An 18,054-nucleotide genomic window follows, 5' to 3' on the forward strand; every position below is an offset into this window, starting at 1 on the left:
CTATCCTATTTTTAAAGGATTCAGTAGCGCCGCTCCCACTCGGCATCGGTCAGCACCTTAGCCGGCTGCCGCAGGAAATAACGGTAAAAAACGTCGTACGCCAACACATTTTTCACATAACCGCGGGTTTCCGAAAAGGGGATGCTTTCAACGAACGCCACGGCGTCGATACGCCCGGCGCTATTGTCCAGCCAAGTGGTTACCCGCCCCGGACCGGCATTGTAAGCGGCACTGGACAGAATACGGTTGCGGCCGAACATCTGATACACATACTCCAGATAGGTAGTGCCCAAATTGATATTGGTTTGCGGATCCAGCAGCTGGCTTGGGTTGGTGTAACTGCCGATATTGAACATCTGGGCGGTATGCTTAGCGGTGACGGGCATCAGCTGCATCAGCCCGGCCGCGCCCACCGGCGACTGGGCCTTTGGGTTCCAGGCGCTCTCCTGGCGAGCAATGGCCATCGCGTAGCTCTGGCTGATGCCTTTGTCCTCCGTGGACTGGCGGAATTCATTGCTCCAGGCCAGGGGGAAGCGCTCCTCAAGATGATCCCAGAGTTTGCCCACAATAGTGGCCTGTACGCTCATGTCCGGCCACTGCTGCAAAAGGGCGTAGCGTGCCAGCCCCTCCTGCTGCGCCGGGCTCAGGCTGGCCACCAGGCCGCCCCATTCGTTCCTGGCCAGGTTGTCCATATTCCAATACATCAGCTCCCGCACCCGGGCAATTTCCGGCCGCTGCAGCAGCGCGGGATCCGGTGCAACCGCCGGGGCAACGTTAATCGCATAATTCACCCCGAGCTTCTGCGCCGCCACCATGGGATAGAAGCCACGTTCCTGCATCAAGGCCCGCAGGATGGATTCACCCTCGCTCCGGCGGCCCTTATCGAGCAATATCGACGCCCGCCAGTAACGCCATTCATCCTTCTGGCCGGCGTCATCCGGCAATCGACCCAACCAGGCCGACACGCCTTGCTGGTCCCCCTGCCCCAGCGACATGCGGATACGGCGTTCCAGCAATGCCGTGGAATGACCGCGCAGTATGACATCATCCCGCCATTTGGCCTGTTCCGGCGTGGCATCGCTGCCCATCAGCCGCCAGGCGACGGCCTCCTCCATCTCCAACTGCTCCTCGGGACTCATTTTTTGCAGGCGGACCAGAGTCGACAGCATGGAGCGGGCGTTTTCCACATCGTCCCGGGCCAAACGGGCAAAGGTAATGAGGGTGGCCTGACGGGTAAGATCGGTGGGACCCACGCTGCGGGCGAACCCTTCCAGAGTGGCGGGATTATCCTGCAACGCCGCCAGCGCCGCGCCCATGGTCTGATATTCAATAGGCAGCTGCTTGGACAGGTAATTCACCAGGCCGGTGTTGCCCTCTTGCATGGCCAGCCGCATACGCTCAAGCGTCGCCAGCGGGCCGCGCTGGCCGGCTTGATCCCAGACGCCGAACAGCTTGTTGCAGCTGTCCGGCAGCGAATGGCCGTTGAGCCACAGCGCTTTGGCGCCGTCCCAGGCCGTCTGGAAATCGCCGGTGGCCCATTTGGCATAATAATAATTGCATCGCGCGGCCATAGGTCTGGGCGGCTGCGGACTGAACGCCAACAGGCTTTGCCAGTCCTGGCGACGGGCCAGCTCATTAACGAAACGAGGGGCCAGGGAACGGGCCGGCGGCAAGGTGGGATTGGCATCGATAAAGGATTTGATCTCACCCATGTCCGCCTGGGATAAATCCTGCGTCAGCGCCCGGTATTGCAGATAGGGATAAAGGGGATAATCATGCAGGGTCGGCATCAGCTGCGACACCACATCCATCTGATTACCGTCCCAAGCCTGTTTAATCTGAAGATAGCGCTGACGCTGCGCGTCGATTGAATCCGCCCGCGCTAAGCCGGATACCGCCACCAGGCATACTACCGCGCTAAAGTATCGCCATCTGTCCACCTTGACCATTTCCTCTCTTTCCTCAAAAAAAGCCTTCATTTTTGCCCTGACGCCGGGCGCCGGGCTCCGGCCAAACCGGCCGGACAATGACAAGATACCGATATAGCCACCATGCTAGCTAAGCGGCCCGGACTACGCCAGCGGCAGTCGCAACTATACCCTAAATAATTCGGGTTGCAGAAAGGCGATGAAGCACCGATTCAATACCGCACCGGTATTATTTTCATTGCACGGTCTGGATCTCAGTAAAAATACCGATTTATGTCTATATTTTAAATCCTGCGAGCCATGGGTGGATAAGGGGGTGGACCCGAGGGCCTTTTCACCGGCGGTTCCCTGCCGTTTTTCTGGTTTGAATCCGCCGGCGCGGATTCATGTTTCCGAGCGTTTTCTATCAAGGTCAGTGAAGCGTGAGAATTTCTTTAGTGGTCCCCGTGTTAAACGAGGCAGCGACTATACGGATTTTTTATCAGGCCGTAAGAGAGTTTGAACCATTACAACAATATGAAGTGGAAATTGTATTTATCAATGACGGCAGCACGGACAACACCAGGGAGATAGCGGACGAGCTGGCCGGTAACGATAAAAATGTCGTGTTGGTCAATTTCACCCGCAACTTTGGTAAAGAACCCGCACTTTTTGCCGGGCTTGAATTCGCTACCGGCGATGCGGTCATCCCTATTGACGTTGATTTGCAAGACCCCATAGACGTCATTCCCGAGATGATTCAAAAATGGCAGGCCGGTGCGGATATCGTATTGGCGAAACGCAAAGACAGATCTTCCGACGGTGCCCTGAAGCGAACTTCCGCCGAGTGGTTCTATAAACTGCATAATAAAATAAGCACCCCGAAAATTGAAGAAAACGTCGGGGATTTCCGCTTGATGTCCCGGGAAGTCGTGGACAACATCAAGCGTTTGCCGGAGCGCAACCTGTTTATGAAAGGCATACTTTCCTGGGTGGGCGGCAACGTAGCGGTGGTGGAGTATGTTCGCGCCGGCCGCGTAGCCGGAGCGTCCAAGTTCAACGGCTGGAAGCTATGGAACCTGGCCCTTGAAGGCATTACCAGCTTCTCCACCGTGCCGCTGCGCATCTGGACCTATCTTGGACTGGGAGTCGCCTCGCTGGCTTTATGCGATGCCATATGGATGATTATCGACAAGCTGGTGAACGGCAATCCGGTGCCGGGTTATCCGTCGCTTATGACGGCGATTCTGTTTTTAGGCGGCGTACAGCTTATCGGTATCGGCGTACTGGGGGAATATATAGGCAGAATCTATATCGAGAGTAAAAGAAGGCCAAGATACGTCCTCAAAAGCCCCTCTAAAGGCAGAGAAGAAGACACAAGCCTAAAGAATGAGACTATGCCCTAAATAATTCGAGTTGCAGGAAGGCGGCGACGCAGCGAACCCCGGGAGCTTACCGAGGTAAGTGACCGGGGTGAGAAAGGAAAGCCAATGCACCTGCGACTTGAAGTATGACGGATATAACACCGTTTGGTAATGACCGGTCCTGCCACAGGGTAGCGTTCCATGAAAAACAAAAACAACTTTGCTCTAATTATACTCAATTTAATTATATTTTTTATACTTTGTTACGCCCTGCTCCAAAATGGCATTTGGCGAGGTCACGACTGGCTGGCGCATTTCCAAAGATTGATCTCGTTGAACGAGGAATTGGACGCCCAACAATTCCCCCCGTTATTTAATTACTGGCTGCCAGGGCAATTCGGCTACTCCTGGCAGCTTTTTTACCCGCCCCTGACCTCATTTTTATTTTTGCTGGCGAGAATCATTACCTTTAATAGTACCGATAATATCCTGCAGATGAAAATCGTGCTGTTTATTATTTTTGTGATTGCGTTTATTTGTGCCTTTTATGCAGGGAAAAGAGAACATAACTCATCCGCGGCCGGGTATCTATGTACGATCCTGTTTATCACGTCCGGGTATTTTTTAACCAATATTTTCATCCGGTTCGCGCTGGGTGAAATGTTGGCCATGGCCTTCATGCCCCTGTTCCTCAGAGGATGCAGTTCGCTGCTGGGGGACCGCAGGGATATCTGGCTGATACCCTTCATCGCGTTGGCAATTGCCCTGTCCAATATGCCCAGCCTGATCGTTACCGCTATTTTCTTTTTACTGTTTTTTATTATCAATATCAAAAGGCTCATTAATCGGATCAATATCAGATTTTTTTTGGAATCACTGATCTGCTTCATGGCGCTGAGCGCATTTTATTGGATACCACTGCTATATCATATGCGGCATTCGGATATTTTCGCCACTCACGCTAAATTGCTTAGCTATGAAGATGTATTCCGATTCAGCAGCGGCATCATGGAAAATCTGTTTTCCCTGCCGTCAAAATACGGCGTATCCAATCACGGCATGTACCTTTCTGTGGGCGTTATCCAGCTTCTCATCGCCATCGGTTATCTACGCTACGGCCGCTCTGCCCCGGCCAAAAAAGTCATCCTGGTTGCGCTGTTTTTCATCCTGGCCGCAACCCACCTGCTACCCTGGTATCTACTGCCGGATCGTTTCTCCTTCCTGAAAATCATGCAGTTCCCCTGGCGTCTGCTCTCCTGCGCCACGGCCATCGTCGCCCTTTTCACTTCGGGAATGCTGGCCGGCATATGGCAACGCCGGCCGCTGGCCATCCTCTTAGCGGCGGCATTATGCATCGCATCCATGTTTTTCCCGATGAATCAAGCGCTGACCGAGCGCCATACCCGGCTTGAGCATATGGGGCTGTGGGATGATTATCTCAATAACAGCAATATTCGCGAGGATAACTTTGCCCATCTCTATAACAATGACTTCGCCTATTTCGCCAATAAAAACGCGTCAATAACCACCACCGGCTATACCGACGGCTACCCAGACATGATTATCACCGTGCGGGGAGAACAAACCGTGACGTTACCCTACATCATGTATGCCGGCTATTATCTGCTGGTGGACGATAAAAAAACCGACGTCAGCCGGCTCGATAACGGTTTGGTGGGGGTAAAACTTACCGACGGCGAGCATCGGGTCAGCCTGCTCTATGAGCGAAATATTGTCGTTGTGCCGATGATGGTTAGCATCATTTCCTTTTTTATTATTTCATTCATAATTATATTCCGTCATAGGCGCGTTATACGCATCCGTATGTTTTCACAACGTTTTTTACCTTTTTAAAATGGGTATGGCGTACTTACCGTGCTAACGGGCGAGGATCGCTGGGATCGCGCCCTAAAACCGGCTAAACTGCCCCAAACATGCTCCGCATAAGCAGAGGAGCATATACCCTATGAGTTGAAAGAGGCTTATAACAACGTGGCTCAATACGTCTATACCATGCACCGCGTCGGCAAAATCGTACCGCCGAAACGCCATATTCTTAAAGATATTTCGCTAAGCTTCTTCCCGGGAGCCAAAATCGGCGTGCTGGGTTTGAACGGCGCGGGTAAATCCACCCTGTTGCGCATCATGGCGGGCATCGACACCGATATCGAAGGCGAAGCCCGGCCCCAGGCGGGCATCAATATAGGTTACCTGTCGCAGGAACCGCAGCTGGATCTGGAGAAGACCGTGCGGGAAGAAATCGAAGCGGCGGTGAAAGAAGTGAAAAACGCCCTGACCCGTCTGGACGCGGTTTACGCCGCCTATGCGGAGCCGGATGCGGATTTCGACAAGCTGGCGAAAGAGCAGGGAGAACTGGAAGCCATTATCCAGGCCCATGACGGCCATAATCTGGATAATCAGCTTGAGCGCGCCGCCGACGCCCTTCGCCTGCCGCCCTGGGATGCCAAAATCGGCACGCTTTCCGGCGGCGAGCGGCGCCGCGTGGCCATCTGCCGGCTGCTGCTGGAAAAACCGGACATGCTGCTGCTGGACGAACCCACCAACCATCTTGATGCCGAGTCGGTGGCCTGGCTGGAACGGTTCCTGCACGACTATGAAGGCACGGTAGTGGCGATTACCCATGACCGTTATTTCCTGGACAATGTCGCCGGCTGGATTCTGGAGCTGGACCGGGGCGAAGGCATTCCCTGGGAAGGCAACTACTCTTCCTGGCTGGAGCAGAAGGACCAGCGTCTGGCGCAGGAAGCCTCGTCGGAAGCCGCGCGTCGCAAATCCATCGAGAAAGAGCTGGAGTGGGTGCGTTCCAACGCCAAAGGCCGCCAGTCCAAAGGCAAAGCGCGGCTGGCTCGTTTTGAAGAGCTCAACAGTGTGGAGTACCAGAAACGCAACGAAACCAGCGAACTGTTTATTCCACCCGGCCCGCGCCTGGGGGATAAAGTGCTGGAAGTGCAAAACCTCAGGAAATCCTACGGCGATCGGCTGCTGATTGACGATTTGACGTTCTCGGTACCCAAGGGAGCCATTGTCGGCATTATCGGCCCCAACGGCGCGGGTAAATCCACCCTGTTCCGCATACTGTCCGGCAAAGAGCAGCCTGACGCCGGTACCGTGACCCTGGGGGATACGGTGGTGCTGGCTTCGGTGGATCAATTCCGCGACAGCATGGACAACAGCAAGACGGTTTGGGAAGAAGTGTCGGGCGGCCAGGACATTATGCGCATCGGCAATTTTGAGTTGCCGAGCCGCGCGTACGTCGGCCGGTTCAATTTCAAAGGAATCGATCAGGGCAAACGCATCGGCGAGCTGTCCGGCGGTGAACGCGGCCGGGTACATCTGGCCAAGCTGCTGCAGGTGGGCGGCAATATGCTGCTGCTGGATGAACCCACCAACGACCTGGATGTGGAAACCCTGCGCGCCCTGGAAAACGCCCTGCTGGAATTCCCCGGCTGCGCCCTGGTTATCTCCCATGACCGCTGGTTCCTCGACAGGGTCGCCACCCATATCATCGATTATCAGGATGAGGGCAAGATCGAATTCTTCGAAGGCAACTTTACCGAATACGAAGAATACAAAAAACGCACCCTGGGTGCCGAGGCACTGCAACCTCACCGCATCAAATACAAGAAGATGGCCTGATGCCATCTGAGCTTATTGGACAAAGTGCCCGGCCGGAACAGGCTGCCAGATCGTAAACCCGCCGTGAATACGTCCCTGTAGGCTCGATCCGCGCCATCCCTGGCGCGGACGGTTTACTCTTCAGGCAGCCAGTCCCGCCCCATTGATCCCGAGTACGTTTGTCAGCAGTTTGATATGGCCTGATGCCATCTCCGCCGGGCGGCGGTTCAGCGCTGCCCGAGCATATTCCGCACCAGTTCGATGCATTGCAGGAAGCGCTGGTCGTAATCGGCCACATCAATACGCACAAACGGGATACGGTTGGCATCGAGCAATTCTTCCAGCAGATGCTGGAAGGCGTCCCGATCCGCCGGATTCCCCAGGCTGCGCAAACCATCCGCCACCCAGGGGGTGTTGTTTTTCAGCAAAATCACCAAATCGAAGCGGTACTCGTCAATCATGGCCTGTACAAAAGGATGTTCGCGGCCATGGTAGCGTTTGCAAAACGCCTGGCTGGTGACAAAATCCGTGTCGATAAAGGTGACTTTATTGGCATATTTAACGGCAAAATCAATATACTGCGCCTGCCCCAGCGCAATCTTGTCATAATCGGAATACTGCAGTGCCATTTCATCCCCGCCCAAATGGGAGAAGACATATTCGCGCCCGTATTCCCAGGCGCTGCTGGTGTTGAAAATATTGGCGAGCTTGTTCACCATGGTGGACTTGCCGCTTGATTCCCCGCCGATGAGCGCCACGGTACGGACAAAAAAGGGTTTGACCTCGGTGGGAATGTATTCCCAATAGCGGAAAGGATCCTGCCGTATCTGCTCGCCGCTGATGGACATAAAGGAACGCTTGGGATCGATCAGAATGGTTTCAATCCCCAGGTGTTCGCGATAACGCTCCACATCCTGGGCTTCGCTGGAATAGACAAAGCCCGGTTCAATGCCTTTATCGCGCATAAACGACCGGATACCGTTGCTCCAGACATCCCAGCCATGGGGATAAGGCTCCATGCCCTGTTCATTAAAGGCATGGATATGGATATTTTTCTGGTATTTAAAGGTCTGCAGCAGCCAGCGCAGCCGATCGCTCAAGGTAGGCTGCTGCGACATGGCGCTGTCTTCAAACAGCTGCCTGTCCCGCGGCTCGTCGAAGCCGAGAATGACGTGCAGTTCATCTACCTGGCTGCAGGCCCGTTGAATGAGATAAATATGCCCGGTATGCAGCGGATAGAACTTGCCGAAGACCACGCCGACTTTCTTCACCCGGCGCGGGAACTCCAGTCCGAGAAAACGGTGGATGGCTTCGAGCTTTTGCGCGCTGGGGCTTTTGATTTTGGCGTTAAGCAGCTGGCTGAGATAGCCTTTGGTCATGTCGCAGCCCTCTGCGACCTGCTGTAACGTGCGTCCCTGCTGTTTAATCGCACTCTTCAGGTAGTCGAATGACGACATAAACGCCCCTTTTGATTATTCCATTTCATCCAGGATGGACAGCGCATCCGTCAATTTTTTAACGCCAAAAATCTGCATATTGTCCTGCGCTTTTTTCGGTACATTGGCAAAGGGGACTATGGCCCGGCGAAAACCATGTTTGGCCGCTTCGGCGATACGCTCCTGGCCGCTGGGCACCGGACGGATTTCCCCCGCCAGGCCGACTTCGCCGAACACCACCAGATCCCGCGGCAGCGGCCGATCGCGCAGGCTGGAGACCATGGCCAGCATCAGCGCCAGATCGGCGCTGGTTTCGGAAACCTTGACGCCTCCCACCACATTCACAAAGACGTCCTGATCCGCCATCTGCAAACCGCCGTGGCGATGCAGGACCGCCAGCAGAATGGCCAGCCGGTTTTGATCCAGTCCCACCGCCACCCGGCGGGGGTTGCCCAGCATGGAATTGTCCACCAGCGCCTGGATCTCCACCAGCAGGGGACGGGTGCCTTCCCACACCACCATCACGCTGCTGCCGGAGGTCAGCTCCTCGCCGCGGCTGAGGAAGATGGCCGAAGGATTGCTCACTTCCCGCAATCCCTGCTCGGTCATGGCGAACACCCCCAGCTCATTGACCGCGCCGAAGCGGTTTTTATGGCTGCGCAAAGTGCGGAAGCGGGAATCGGCGTCGCCATCCAGCATGATGGAGCAGTCAATACAGTGCTCCAAGACCTTGGGGCCGGCCAGGGAGCCGTCTTTGGTGACATGCCCCACCATCAGGATAGCCACGCCCTGGGTCTTCGCGAACCGCGTCAGGTAAGCGGCGGTTTCCCGCACCTGCGCCACGCTGCCGGGGGAGGACTGAATATCCGCCATATGCATCACCTGGATGGAGTCGATCACCATTAAGCGGGGTTTTTCCTGGGCGGCTACCAGGCAAATTTGCTCGATGCTGGTCTCAGACAGCATATTCAGCCCGCCGGTGGGCAGTCCGAGCCGGTGGGCACGCATGGCCACCTGCTGTAATGACTCTTCGCCGGTGACGTACAGGGTATTCATATTTTCGGAGAGCTTGCACAGGGTTTGCAGCAGCAATGTACTTTTACCGGCGCCGGGACTGCCGCCGATAAGGATGGCGCTGCCCGGCACCACACCGCCCCCCAGCACCCGATCGAACTCCTTGAAGCCGGTGGAAAACCGTGGCTGTTCTTCCGGACTGATATCCGACAGCTTGCGCACCCGGCTGACGCCGGATTCCCCGGCAAAACCGCTGAAACGATCGTTGCGCACCGCCGCCGGCGTCGCCGCCAGCCGCACTTCGGTAATGGTATTCCACGCCTGGCAGGCGGTGCATTGCCCCTGCCAGCGGGGGTAATCGGCACCGCACTCGTTACAGACAAACGCACGTTTTACCGCTTTAGCCACAGTTACCTCGGAATTCTAACGCTCCTCGCTTTTCAGATTACCGCTCAGAATGCACAGCACTCCCAGCAAATCCCCATAGCGAATAACGACTTTACTCTGTTCGTTGACCTTGGGCTTGGCATGATAGGCTATGCCCAATCCTGCCGATTGTAGCATTAATAAATCATTGGCACCGTCGCCGATGGCCACCGTCTGGCTGGTGGGTATATCCAGCTCTTGCGCCAGCCTGGCCAGCTCGCGGGCCTTGTAGGCGGCATCGACGATCGGCCCTTTTACCAGGCCGGTGAATTTGCCGTCGACAATCTCCAGCTCATTGGCCGCCGCCGAAACCAGGCGCAACTTGTCTCGCAGGTAATCGGCAAAATAGGTGAAACCGCCGGAGGCGATGGCAATATGCCAGCCCAGGCTTTGCAGTTTGCGCACCAGGCCGGTAAGGCCGGGCATCAGCGGCAAGCCGTCGAGCACCTGGCGTAAAATATCCGCGTCCGCGCCCTTGAGGGTCGCCACCCGGTGGCGCAGGCTGGCGGCGAAATCCAGCTCTCCGCGCATGGCGCGCTCGGTGACCGCGGCCACCTGTTCCCCCACCCCGGCCAATTTGGCGATTTCATCAATACACTCAATCTGGATTGCGGTAGAATCCATGTCCATTATCAGCAGGCCGGGCTTGCGCAAATGGGGCGTTTTGCCAAAAGGCGCCACATCCAGCCCCTGCTCATGGGCCAGGCGAACGGCCTCTTTGCTCAGCGTTCCCGCCAGCCTGACCACCTGGTAGTCCTCCACGTGCCAGGCGGAAACGATGACCAGGGCCGCGCCGAGGGCGCGCTGAAAAAGGGCCAGGGAAGATTTATCAAGAGTCCTGCCGTACAGCAGCCAGCCGGTGAGTCCCGCCTGATAATCCAGCGGCATCACCTCGTCCCCGCTGAGGGACAGCGGCAGCCCGGGCCACTGGGAGATCCTGGCGGGGAGATCGCAGTAAGTCAGACTATTCGGCATTCAGAACTCCTGTAGGCATAAAGGACCGGCATGATGTAAAGACGCGCATCAAGCTATCCTATCGCCTGCGCTTCTGGCAACATAAAGCGTCCAAAAAAATGAAGGAATTATATGGCCCGTGCCGGACTTTCGTTTCGTTTACACAGAACCGCCATCGTTCTGATTTGCGTGACCCTGCTGGTGATGCTGATGCAGGGAGCATCCTGGTTCAGCCTCAGCCATCAAATGGCCCGTTCGACGCAGGTAGACGAACTGGCGGATACGCTTATTCGCCAGTTGGCCGGTCAATTGGCGCCATTGATGGATGACGGCGGCGATAATAACGCGCCAATCCAGGCGGTATTGGATCAACTCACCGCCGGGGGCCGCATCCTGGACGCCGGCGTCTATGCCATGGACGGCAGTCTGATTGCCCGCTCGGGTGAAAATGTCCCGGTGCGCGACCGGCTGGCTATAGAACGCCCCCGGGCCGGCAGTTACTTTAACCATCAACTGGTGCGCACCATTGCCGACAAAGACGGCCCCAGCGGTTTCGTGCGGCTGACCCTCGATACCCATGTGCTGCAAACCGAGGCCAGGCAGGTGGATAACACCACCAATATCCTGCGCCTGATGCTGCTGCTGGCGCTGGCCATCGGCATTATCCTGGCGCACACTTTGCTTGCGGGCAGCCGCAGCCGCTGGCAGCAATCGCCTTATTTGCTCACCGCCGGCTCCCCGTCGCCCGAACCCCCAGCCGATGATGAGAACGCGGCAGATAAGCATCTTCGAAGTCAATAAGACGGAACGGGATGATAGAAGCCGCCTTATACCCCATCTCCCAGCAATACCGACTCCAGGGCGATTTCAATCATTTCGTTAAAGCTGGTTTGGCGTTCCGCGGCGTTTAGCGCCTCGCCGCTGCGGATATGATCGGACACGGTACAGATAGCCAGCGCCCGTGCGCCGAATTCGGCGGCGACGCCATAAATGCCCGCGGCTTCCATTTCAACGCCCAGGACGCCGTATTTCTCCATCACATCAAACATCTGCGGATCGGGGGTATAGAACAGGTCCGCCGAGAACAGGTTACCCACCCGCACCTTCAGCCCGGCGGCGTTGGCGGCGGCTACCGCATGGCGCAGCAGGTCATAATCGGCAATGGCGGCAAAGTCATGGCCTTTGAAACGCATGCGGTTAACGTTTGAATCAGTGCAGGCCCCCATGCCGATCACGATATCCCTGACCTGCACATCCGCACGCAAAGCGCCGCAGGAACCGACTCGGATGATTTGTTTCACATCGTATTCGGTAATCAGCTCCTTGGTATATATGGAACAGGAGGGGATTCCCATGCCATGCCCCATTACCGAAATCTCGCGTCCTTTATAACTGCCGGTATAACCCAGCATGCCGCGGACGTTATTCACCTCACGGGCACCATTGAGGAAAGTGCTCGCGATATGCTGGGCCCGCAGGGGATCGCCGGGCATTAAAACCACGTCGGCAAAATCCCCTCGTTCAGCATTGATATGCGGCGTCGCCATAAAATTTTCCTTATTGTATGCAAACCATGTATTTCCGGCCGCCGGGCCGGTTCAATTTTTCCGCTTCACAAAATCGCCGTGCCATAGTCCATGGGCGACAAGCCAAAGTAGCGCGCCACGGTCTGGCCGATATCGGCAAAGGTCCCACGATGCCCGTAAGAACCTGGGGTTATTCCATGACCGAAGATAAGCACCGGCACATGTTCACGGGTATGATCGGTGCCGGTCCAGGTGGGGTCGCAGCCATGATCGGCCGTGAGGATCAGCAGGTCCTCGCCGGTCACCCGGCCGAGCAGTTCAGGCAGACGCCGGTCGAACAGCTCCAGCGCCGCCGCGTAGCCGGCCACGTCGCGGCGATGGCCATAGGAGGAATCGAAGTCCACCAGGTTCGTGAAGACGATGGTATTGTCCCCCGCCGCGGCCATCTCGCCCAAGGCGGCGTCAATAAGCGCTTCCAGCCCGGTGGCCTTGATCTTTTTGGTAATCCCCACCTGGGCATAGATATCGGCGATTTTGCCAATGGATACCACGTTGCCGCCCTTCTCTTCCACCAGTTTTTGCAATACGGTGGCCGAAGGCGGCGCCACCGCCAAATCGTGACGGTTGCCGGTGCGGGCGAAATGGCCCGGCCCGTCGCCCACGAAGGGACGGGCAATCACCCGGCCGATATTATAGCCGCCGTCCGTGAGCAGTCTACGGGCAATATCACACAGCGCGTAAAGGCGTGTAAGCCCGAAGGTTTCCTCATGGCAGGCTATCTGGAATACCGAATCCGCCGAAGTGTAAAAAATCGGTTTACCGGTGCGCATATGCTCGGCGCCCAGCGCGTCGAGAATCACCGTGCCTGAGGAGTGGCAGTTGCCCAGATAGCCGGGCAGCTGCGCTTCCCGCACCAATTTATCCAGCAGTTCCGCCGGAAAACTGTTTTCCGGGCTGGGGAAATATCCCCAGTCGAACAGCACCGGCACGCCGGCGATTTCCCAATGTCCGGACGGCGTATCCTTGCCGGAGGAAATTTCGCTGGCGTAGGCATAAGCGCCGATAATCTCGGCGTGCTCATCTAATCCCGGCGGGAAACGGCCGGTGGATTCCTCGGCGGCCTTGCCCAGGCCCAGCCGCGACAAATTAGGCAGCGCCAGCGGGCCGCTGCGCCCCTGATTGGCTTCGTTTCGCTGGCACCGTTGCGCGATATGTCCCAGGGTATCCGACCCTTGATCGCCGAATTTTGCCGCATCGCCGGCGGCGCCGATACCGAACGAGTCCAGTACCATGATAAAGATACGCTTCATGTTCACTCCTGCTGCGGCGCGGCGGCAACTAGCGCCGCGCCTGATAAATTCGTTGACGGAACGTCCCGGTCTCACCAAAGACGCCCGAAATCTTATTCCTGGTTGACTATCCGGCGGTAAACCACCGGTAACGCCGCCGGGGGCTCGGGGGCAATGGCGATCGCCGCCTGTACCGCCTGGGCGGCCTGAATCCAGCCGGCTTCGCTTGCTGCATGGATAACCGCCAGCGGTTGACCTGCCTCCACGACGTCCCCCAGCCGCACCATATCCGTCAGGCCGACGCTGTAATCAATGGCATCGCCGGCCCGGCGGCGGCCGCCCCCCAGAGCCACTACCGCCATCCCCAGCTGCCGGGTATCCATGGCGCAGATATAGCCGCCCCGTGGCGCCGGCACCGGTTTGCTCAGGGTGGCCGCCGGCAGATAGCTGTCATAGCGGCTGATAAAATCGGCAGGCCCTCCCTGGGCGGCCACCATGCGGCCGAAACGCTCCGCCGCTTCGCCGTTGTCCAGCACCCGCTGGAGCCGCGCCCGGGCCACTTCATCGCTGACAGCCAGGCCGGCGGAAACCAGCATCTCGCTGCACAAGGCCATGGTCACTTCATACAGGCGAGGGTTGCGTCCATCGCCGGTAAGAAAGCGCACCGCCTCACGCACTTCCAGCGCGTTGCCGGCGCTGGAGGCCAGCACCTGGTTCATGTCGGTGAGCAGCGCCGTGGTCCTGCACCCCGCGCCGTTGGCTACCCCGACAATGGCCTCGGCCAATGCCACCGACCGGGCATAATCCGGCATCAGGGCGCCGGAACCGACCTTGACGTCCATCACCAGAACATCCAGTCCCTCCGCCAGCTTTTTCGCCAGTATCGACGCGGTAATCAGCGGAATGGAATCCACCGTCGCGGTAATATCGCGTGTGGCATAGAATCGCTTGTCCGCCGGCGCCAGCGAGTTGGTCTGGCCGATAATCGCCACTCCTACTGTTTTAATCTGCGCGCGGAATTTGTCGTCGTCCGGGAAGATATTCAGACCCGGAACAGCTTCCAATTTGTCCAGCGTCCCGCCGGTATGGCCCAAACCACGCCCCGACACCATAGGCACGTAACCGCCGCAGGCCGCGATCATCGGCCCCAGCATCAGGGAGGTGACATCGCCCACGCCGCCGGTGGAATGCTTATCCATCACCGGTCCGTCCAGGGAACAATTTTTCCAATCCAGGACATGGCCCGAGTCCCGCATCGCCAGCGTCAGCGCCACCCGTTCAGGCAAATCCATATCGTGGAAAAAAATGGTCATCGCCAGCGCGGCGATTTGCCCTTCCGACACGGAATTATCCCGTACTCCATTGATAAAAAAGCGAATCTCTTCTTCATTCAGCGATTCGCCGTCACGTTTTTTTCGTATGATTTCTTGAGCCAGGTACAAGGTAACCCCCTGCAAAAGCTAACGCGGGCAACACGCCCCAAAAAAAGCACCGGGCGGAGTATCCGCCTTATCCGTTACAAATTGATTCTGCGGTTAATCGCCGCTATCGGGATGGGGCAAGGAGTGGCCCGGTATCGGGGGCAGAGAAGCCGGCAAGCTTGGGGCGCCGAAGCGGAAACGGCATGCGTCCCCCCGCTCCGGTCCCATGACGGGGCCGGCCGATGCAAGATAAGATGCCGCTAGGGCGATGGTACGCACGACGGGCCGCAATCAACTTATTCATAGTACTCTCCAACTTTCCGGTTTTGCATGTTGGCGAGCGGACTTGGTTCCTTGAAGAAGGCCCTGTTACCGGGCATCTGAGATCCCTCTCACCGCATAAGCCTGTCTCAGAGGCGCAGGGGTAAAATGCCCTGCCTTACGCGCGCTTCTATTTTTTCACACTTGGCGCAAATTAGCTGCCTGTAGATAAAGATTTATGCGTTAGATCGCGCTAATCCAAACAGAGCGAGGGTATTGCGGTAGATTATTTCAGCAATCCGTTCCGGCGGCTCGTCACGTAGCTCGCATAGTACCCGGAAGGTTTCCCGCACGCGTTCGGGACGGTTGGGCTGCCCTTGGAAACCCGACAGCGGCATATCCGGCGCGTCGGTTTCAAGCAGCAGCCATTCCAGCGGCAAACGCGCCATGACGCCGCGGGTTTTGGTGGCGCGCGCATAGGTGATGGTCCCGCCGACGCCAATATAATAACCCCGCTTGATAAACGCCTCCGCCTGCTGATAACTGCCGGCGAAACCATGCACCACGCCGGTACGGGGCAGATCGACCCGCCGCAGCAGGGCGGCCAGCCGGTCATGGGTGCGGCGCGAATGCAGGATAACCGGCAGATCATAGCGTTTAGCCAAATGGAGCTGATCTTCCAGCAAGGCAACCTGCCGCGTCATCAATGGCTCGTCGATATAATCATCCAGGCCGATTTCTCCCAGCGCCACCAGTTTGCCCCTGGGGGAACGAAGACAGTGCTCAAGCAGCGCCAGCCCATCATCGTCATGGCGGCGTATGGCGATGGGATGCATTCCCAGGGCGGCATACAGCGCCGGATAACGCTCGGACAGCGCAAGCACGCCGGCGAAACGATCCGCCTCCACCGCAGGCACGATGATCCGCTGTACGCCGGCCTCGTTCGCACGGGCAATACTGCCGGCTTCATCACCGCTGAAAGGGGAGAAGTCGAAGTGGCAATGCGTATCGATGAAAACCGGTTTTGTCATGAGGCCACCTAAGCTAAAGCACGTCGCTTTCTTTCACCTACGGGAATGAGAAACGTCAACGCCGAATCAGAGGAGTATAGAACATGATGATAATTGTTTTTAAAACAGGGAGTGTTAATGAGGATATAGGAAAAGTAAGTTAAAACAGGCTATTCAGAAGAAAAAACATGACCGCTGATGAATACGCGGTCCTGTTGTCATCCGCCAAAAAAGCCAGAATATCCTGAGAATCAATGAAGATTCTCTGATTCCGGCGCCGTGGCGGGTTGTATGGATTTGCCGTAATCTTCCTGTATGACCCCGGAGAGGTAATCGTTGCTTCCCGCAACCCAGGCGCAGTCGCTATCAAACCACTCCGCCCATAATAACCACATCTGGCTTTTCCACTGCTTCAATCTGCCAACAACGATGTCGCTATTCATATCCCCCTCCCCGGCACTCACCGCATGGGTGAAGACTTTACAGGAATATTATGACAATTGCTCGCTACAAACGCCGACGACCGGTAAACAAGCTGATCAGGAACAGTATAATGCCGACCACGAAGACTATTTTGGCCGCCCATGCTGCTGTACCCGCCAAACCACCGAAACCTAAAGCTGCGGCAATTAAAGCGATAACCAAGAATATAATGCCCCAACGAAACATAAGCCTCTCCTTACCCAAATAATTGAAATATTTTTTTTCGTGTCTACCCGGATTAAGGGGAACGGCTCGCTCCCCGGGCAGGTTGCTACATTACTATTTCGTGCCCATGCCCGGGATTAATGTTCTAGGAACATTAATCCCCAAACTATTATGATTTTTGAATTACCCGCAAATCATTTTTAACGCTTTTCACACCGTCAACGGCTTTTGCAACGCTTTCAGCGCGATCGGCTACCCGTGCATTTTGCACGCGGCCGCTGAGCTGAACCACGCCATTGTCAGTGGTCACTTTGATCTTACGCGACGGGACTACGCTGTCGGCCAGGAATTTAGCTTTCACTTCGCTGGTTATGGCGGAGTCGCTGGCATAGGATTTGGCGGTAGTACCGGCTTCTTTAACATGAAGCTTATCGCTGACGCTGCTTACGCCATCCACAGATTTGGCGGCGGTAACCGCACGTTCAGCTTGCATCTGATCGTTAACGAAACCGCTCAATGTCACCATGCCGTGATTGGTCTCAACGGAGATATCGGTGCTGTTGATGCCTTTATCGCTTACCAGCGCGCTCTTCACTTTCGCGGTAACCGCGCTGTCGCCCATATAGTTGGAGGCGCTCTTCATCGAGTTATCGATTTTAGCCGCGGTACTGTTGGCATCGGTCTTAATGGTATCATTGGCCATCGCGGAGGTGCCGGCGAGGATGGTACCGAGAACTAAAGCCGTAAGAGTCTGTGAAATATGTAAGTTTTTCATAGGTGTTTCCTTTTCGCTATCTACCCGAATCAGGGTTTTTTTTGCCGCAAATGCGGCCGTACTAACTGCCACCCGGCCGATTCACCGGGAAAGCATCAAAATCTTGGGGCACCGCGATATGGCGGTGACTCATTCGATTAACAGGATTAAGGCTATGGCTATATGTTTCTGCACAATATAGAGAGTTATTGCTTTCAAAATGCAGTCGGTAGCTTTTCACTCTAATTCAAACGGTTTAACTAGCTAAATACACCGTTTCGTCAGCGACAATTTAACTATAGACCAGAAATAACAAATTGCATGGTTATGAAGTTAAAAATCATCAAAATTGATGGATAAGCAAGGATTTAGGAACAATCCGTACTTCATGGCAGGAATAGGCATGAC

General features: G+C 56.2%; 15 protein-coding genes. 4 read left to right on the top strand and 11 right to left on the bottom strand.

Translation table 11 applies throughout. The features are described from left to right. Window positions 1–20 precede the first annotated feature (20 nt). Window positions 21–1,940, bottom strand: a complete 1,920-nt coding sequence (sltY, locus tag ACL2XO_RS22685) for a murein transglycosylase (protein ID WP_413743101.1) — start codon at window positions 1,938–1,940, stop codon at window positions 21–23. Between the two features lie 410 nt (window positions 1,941–2,350). On the opposite strand from sltY, the gene ACL2XO_RS22690 reads away from it, so the two are divergent. The 3 genes from ACL2XO_RS22690 (at window position 2,351) to ettA (ending at window position 6,928) form a co-directional block, all read left to right on the top strand. Continuing rightward, complete coding sequence (locus tag ACL2XO_RS22690) at window positions 2,351–3,313, top strand: glycosyltransferase family 2 protein (RefSeq protein WP_413741570.1); 963 nt, start codon at window positions 2,351–2,353, stop codon at window positions 3,311–3,313. 291 nt (window positions 3,314–3,604) lie between these two features. Further along, a complete protein-coding gene (locus ACL2XO_RS22695) occupies window positions 3,605–5,125 on the top strand; it encodes a hypothetical protein (protein ID WP_413725512.1) in 1,521 nt (506 codons plus the stop codon). 138 nt (window positions 5,126–5,263) lie between these two features. Further along, window positions 5,264–6,928 (top strand): energy-dependent translational throttle protein EttA, encoded by a 1,665-nt coding sequence (gene ettA / locus ACL2XO_RS22700; RefSeq protein ID WP_132925854.1) that lies wholly within the window; start codon window positions 5,264–5,266, stop codon window positions 6,926–6,928. 206 nt (window positions 6,929–7,134) lie between these two features. Here ettA and nadR read toward each other — a convergent pair whose 3' ends face one another. From nadR to serB, 3 genes are read right to left on the bottom strand one after another with little or no spacing between them, the layout of a single operon-like run. Continuing rightward, a complete protein-coding gene (gene nadR, locus ACL2XO_RS22705) occupies window positions 7,135–8,364 on the bottom strand; it encodes a multifunctional transcriptional regulator/nicotinamide-nucleotide adenylyltransferase/ribosylnicotinamide kinase NadR (protein WP_413741571.1) in 1,230 nt (409 codons plus the stop codon). Window positions 8,365–8,379: 15 nt separating this feature from the next. Beyond that, complete coding sequence (radA, locus tag ACL2XO_RS22710) at window positions 8,380–9,765, bottom strand: DNA repair protein RadA (RefSeq protein WP_203523929.1); 1,386 nt, start codon at window positions 9,763–9,765, stop codon at window positions 8,380–8,382. 15 nt (window positions 9,766–9,780) lie between these two features. Beyond that, entirely contained in the window at window positions 9,781–10,758 is a 978-nt protein-coding gene (gene serB / locus ACL2XO_RS22715) for a phosphoserine phosphatase (protein ID WP_132925850.1), read from the bottom strand. Between the two features lie 111 nt (window positions 10,759–10,869). Here serB and ACL2XO_RS22720 point away from each other — a divergent pair, with 111 nt between their 5' ends. Then, the gene (locus tag ACL2XO_RS22720; protein WP_132925848.1) at window positions 10,870–11,538 is read left to right on the top strand and encodes a YtjB family periplasmic protein; all 669 of its coding nucleotides are present in this window, start codon (window positions 10,870–10,872) and stop codon (window positions 11,536–11,538) included. A 26-nt stretch (window positions 11,539–11,564) separates the two neighbouring features. Here ACL2XO_RS22720 and deoD read toward each other — a convergent pair whose 3' ends face one another. From deoD to osmY, 7 genes are all read right to left on the bottom strand, one after another. Then, complete coding sequence (gene deoD, locus ACL2XO_RS22725) at window positions 11,565–12,284, bottom strand: purine-nucleoside phosphorylase (RefSeq protein ID WP_203523932.1); 720 nt, start codon at window positions 12,282–12,284, stop codon at window positions 11,565–11,567. A 65-nt stretch (window positions 12,285–12,349) separates the two neighbouring features. Beyond that, window positions 12,350–13,573 (bottom strand): phosphopentomutase, encoded by a 1,224-nt coding sequence (deoB, locus tag ACL2XO_RS22730; protein ID WP_413725513.1) that lies wholly within the window; start codon window positions 13,571–13,573, stop codon window positions 12,350–12,352. 92 nt (window positions 13,574–13,665) lie between these two features. Next, a complete protein-coding gene (gene deoA / locus ACL2XO_RS22735; protein WP_413725514.1) occupies window positions 13,666–14,994 on the bottom strand; it encodes a thymidine phosphorylase in 1,329 nt (442 codons plus the stop codon). 476 nt (window positions 14,995–15,470) lie between these two features. Then, complete coding sequence (locus ACL2XO_RS22740; RefSeq protein ID WP_132925840.1) at window positions 15,471–16,265, bottom strand: TatD family hydrolase; 795 nt, start codon at window positions 16,263–16,265, stop codon at window positions 15,471–15,473. Between the two features lie 230 nt (window positions 16,266–16,495). After that, window positions 16,496–16,687 (bottom strand): CsbD family protein, encoded by a 192-nt coding sequence (locus ACL2XO_RS22745; RefSeq protein ID WP_132925838.1) that lies wholly within the window; start codon window positions 16,685–16,687, stop codon window positions 16,496–16,498. A 64-nt stretch (window positions 16,688–16,751) separates the two neighbouring features. Further along, on the bottom strand, window positions 16,752–16,913 hold the full coding sequence (locus tag ACL2XO_RS22750) for a DUF1328 domain-containing protein (RefSeq protein ID WP_132925836.1): 162 nt from the start codon (window positions 16,911–16,913) through the stop codon (window positions 16,752–16,754). A 148-nt stretch (window positions 16,914–17,061) separates the two neighbouring features. Continuing rightward, window positions 17,062–17,667, bottom strand: coding sequence for a molecular chaperone OsmY (gene osmY, locus ACL2XO_RS22755; protein WP_132925834.1), 606 nt, complete (start codon window positions 17,665–17,667; stop codon window positions 17,062–17,064). Window positions 17,668–18,054: the final 387 nt, after the last annotated feature.

The sequence above is a fragment of the Sodalis sp. RH15 genome (assembly GCF_047324255.1).
GTDB lineage: Bacteria > Pseudomonadota > Gammaproteobacteria > Enterobacterales > Enterobacteriaceae > Acerihabitans > Acerihabitans ligni.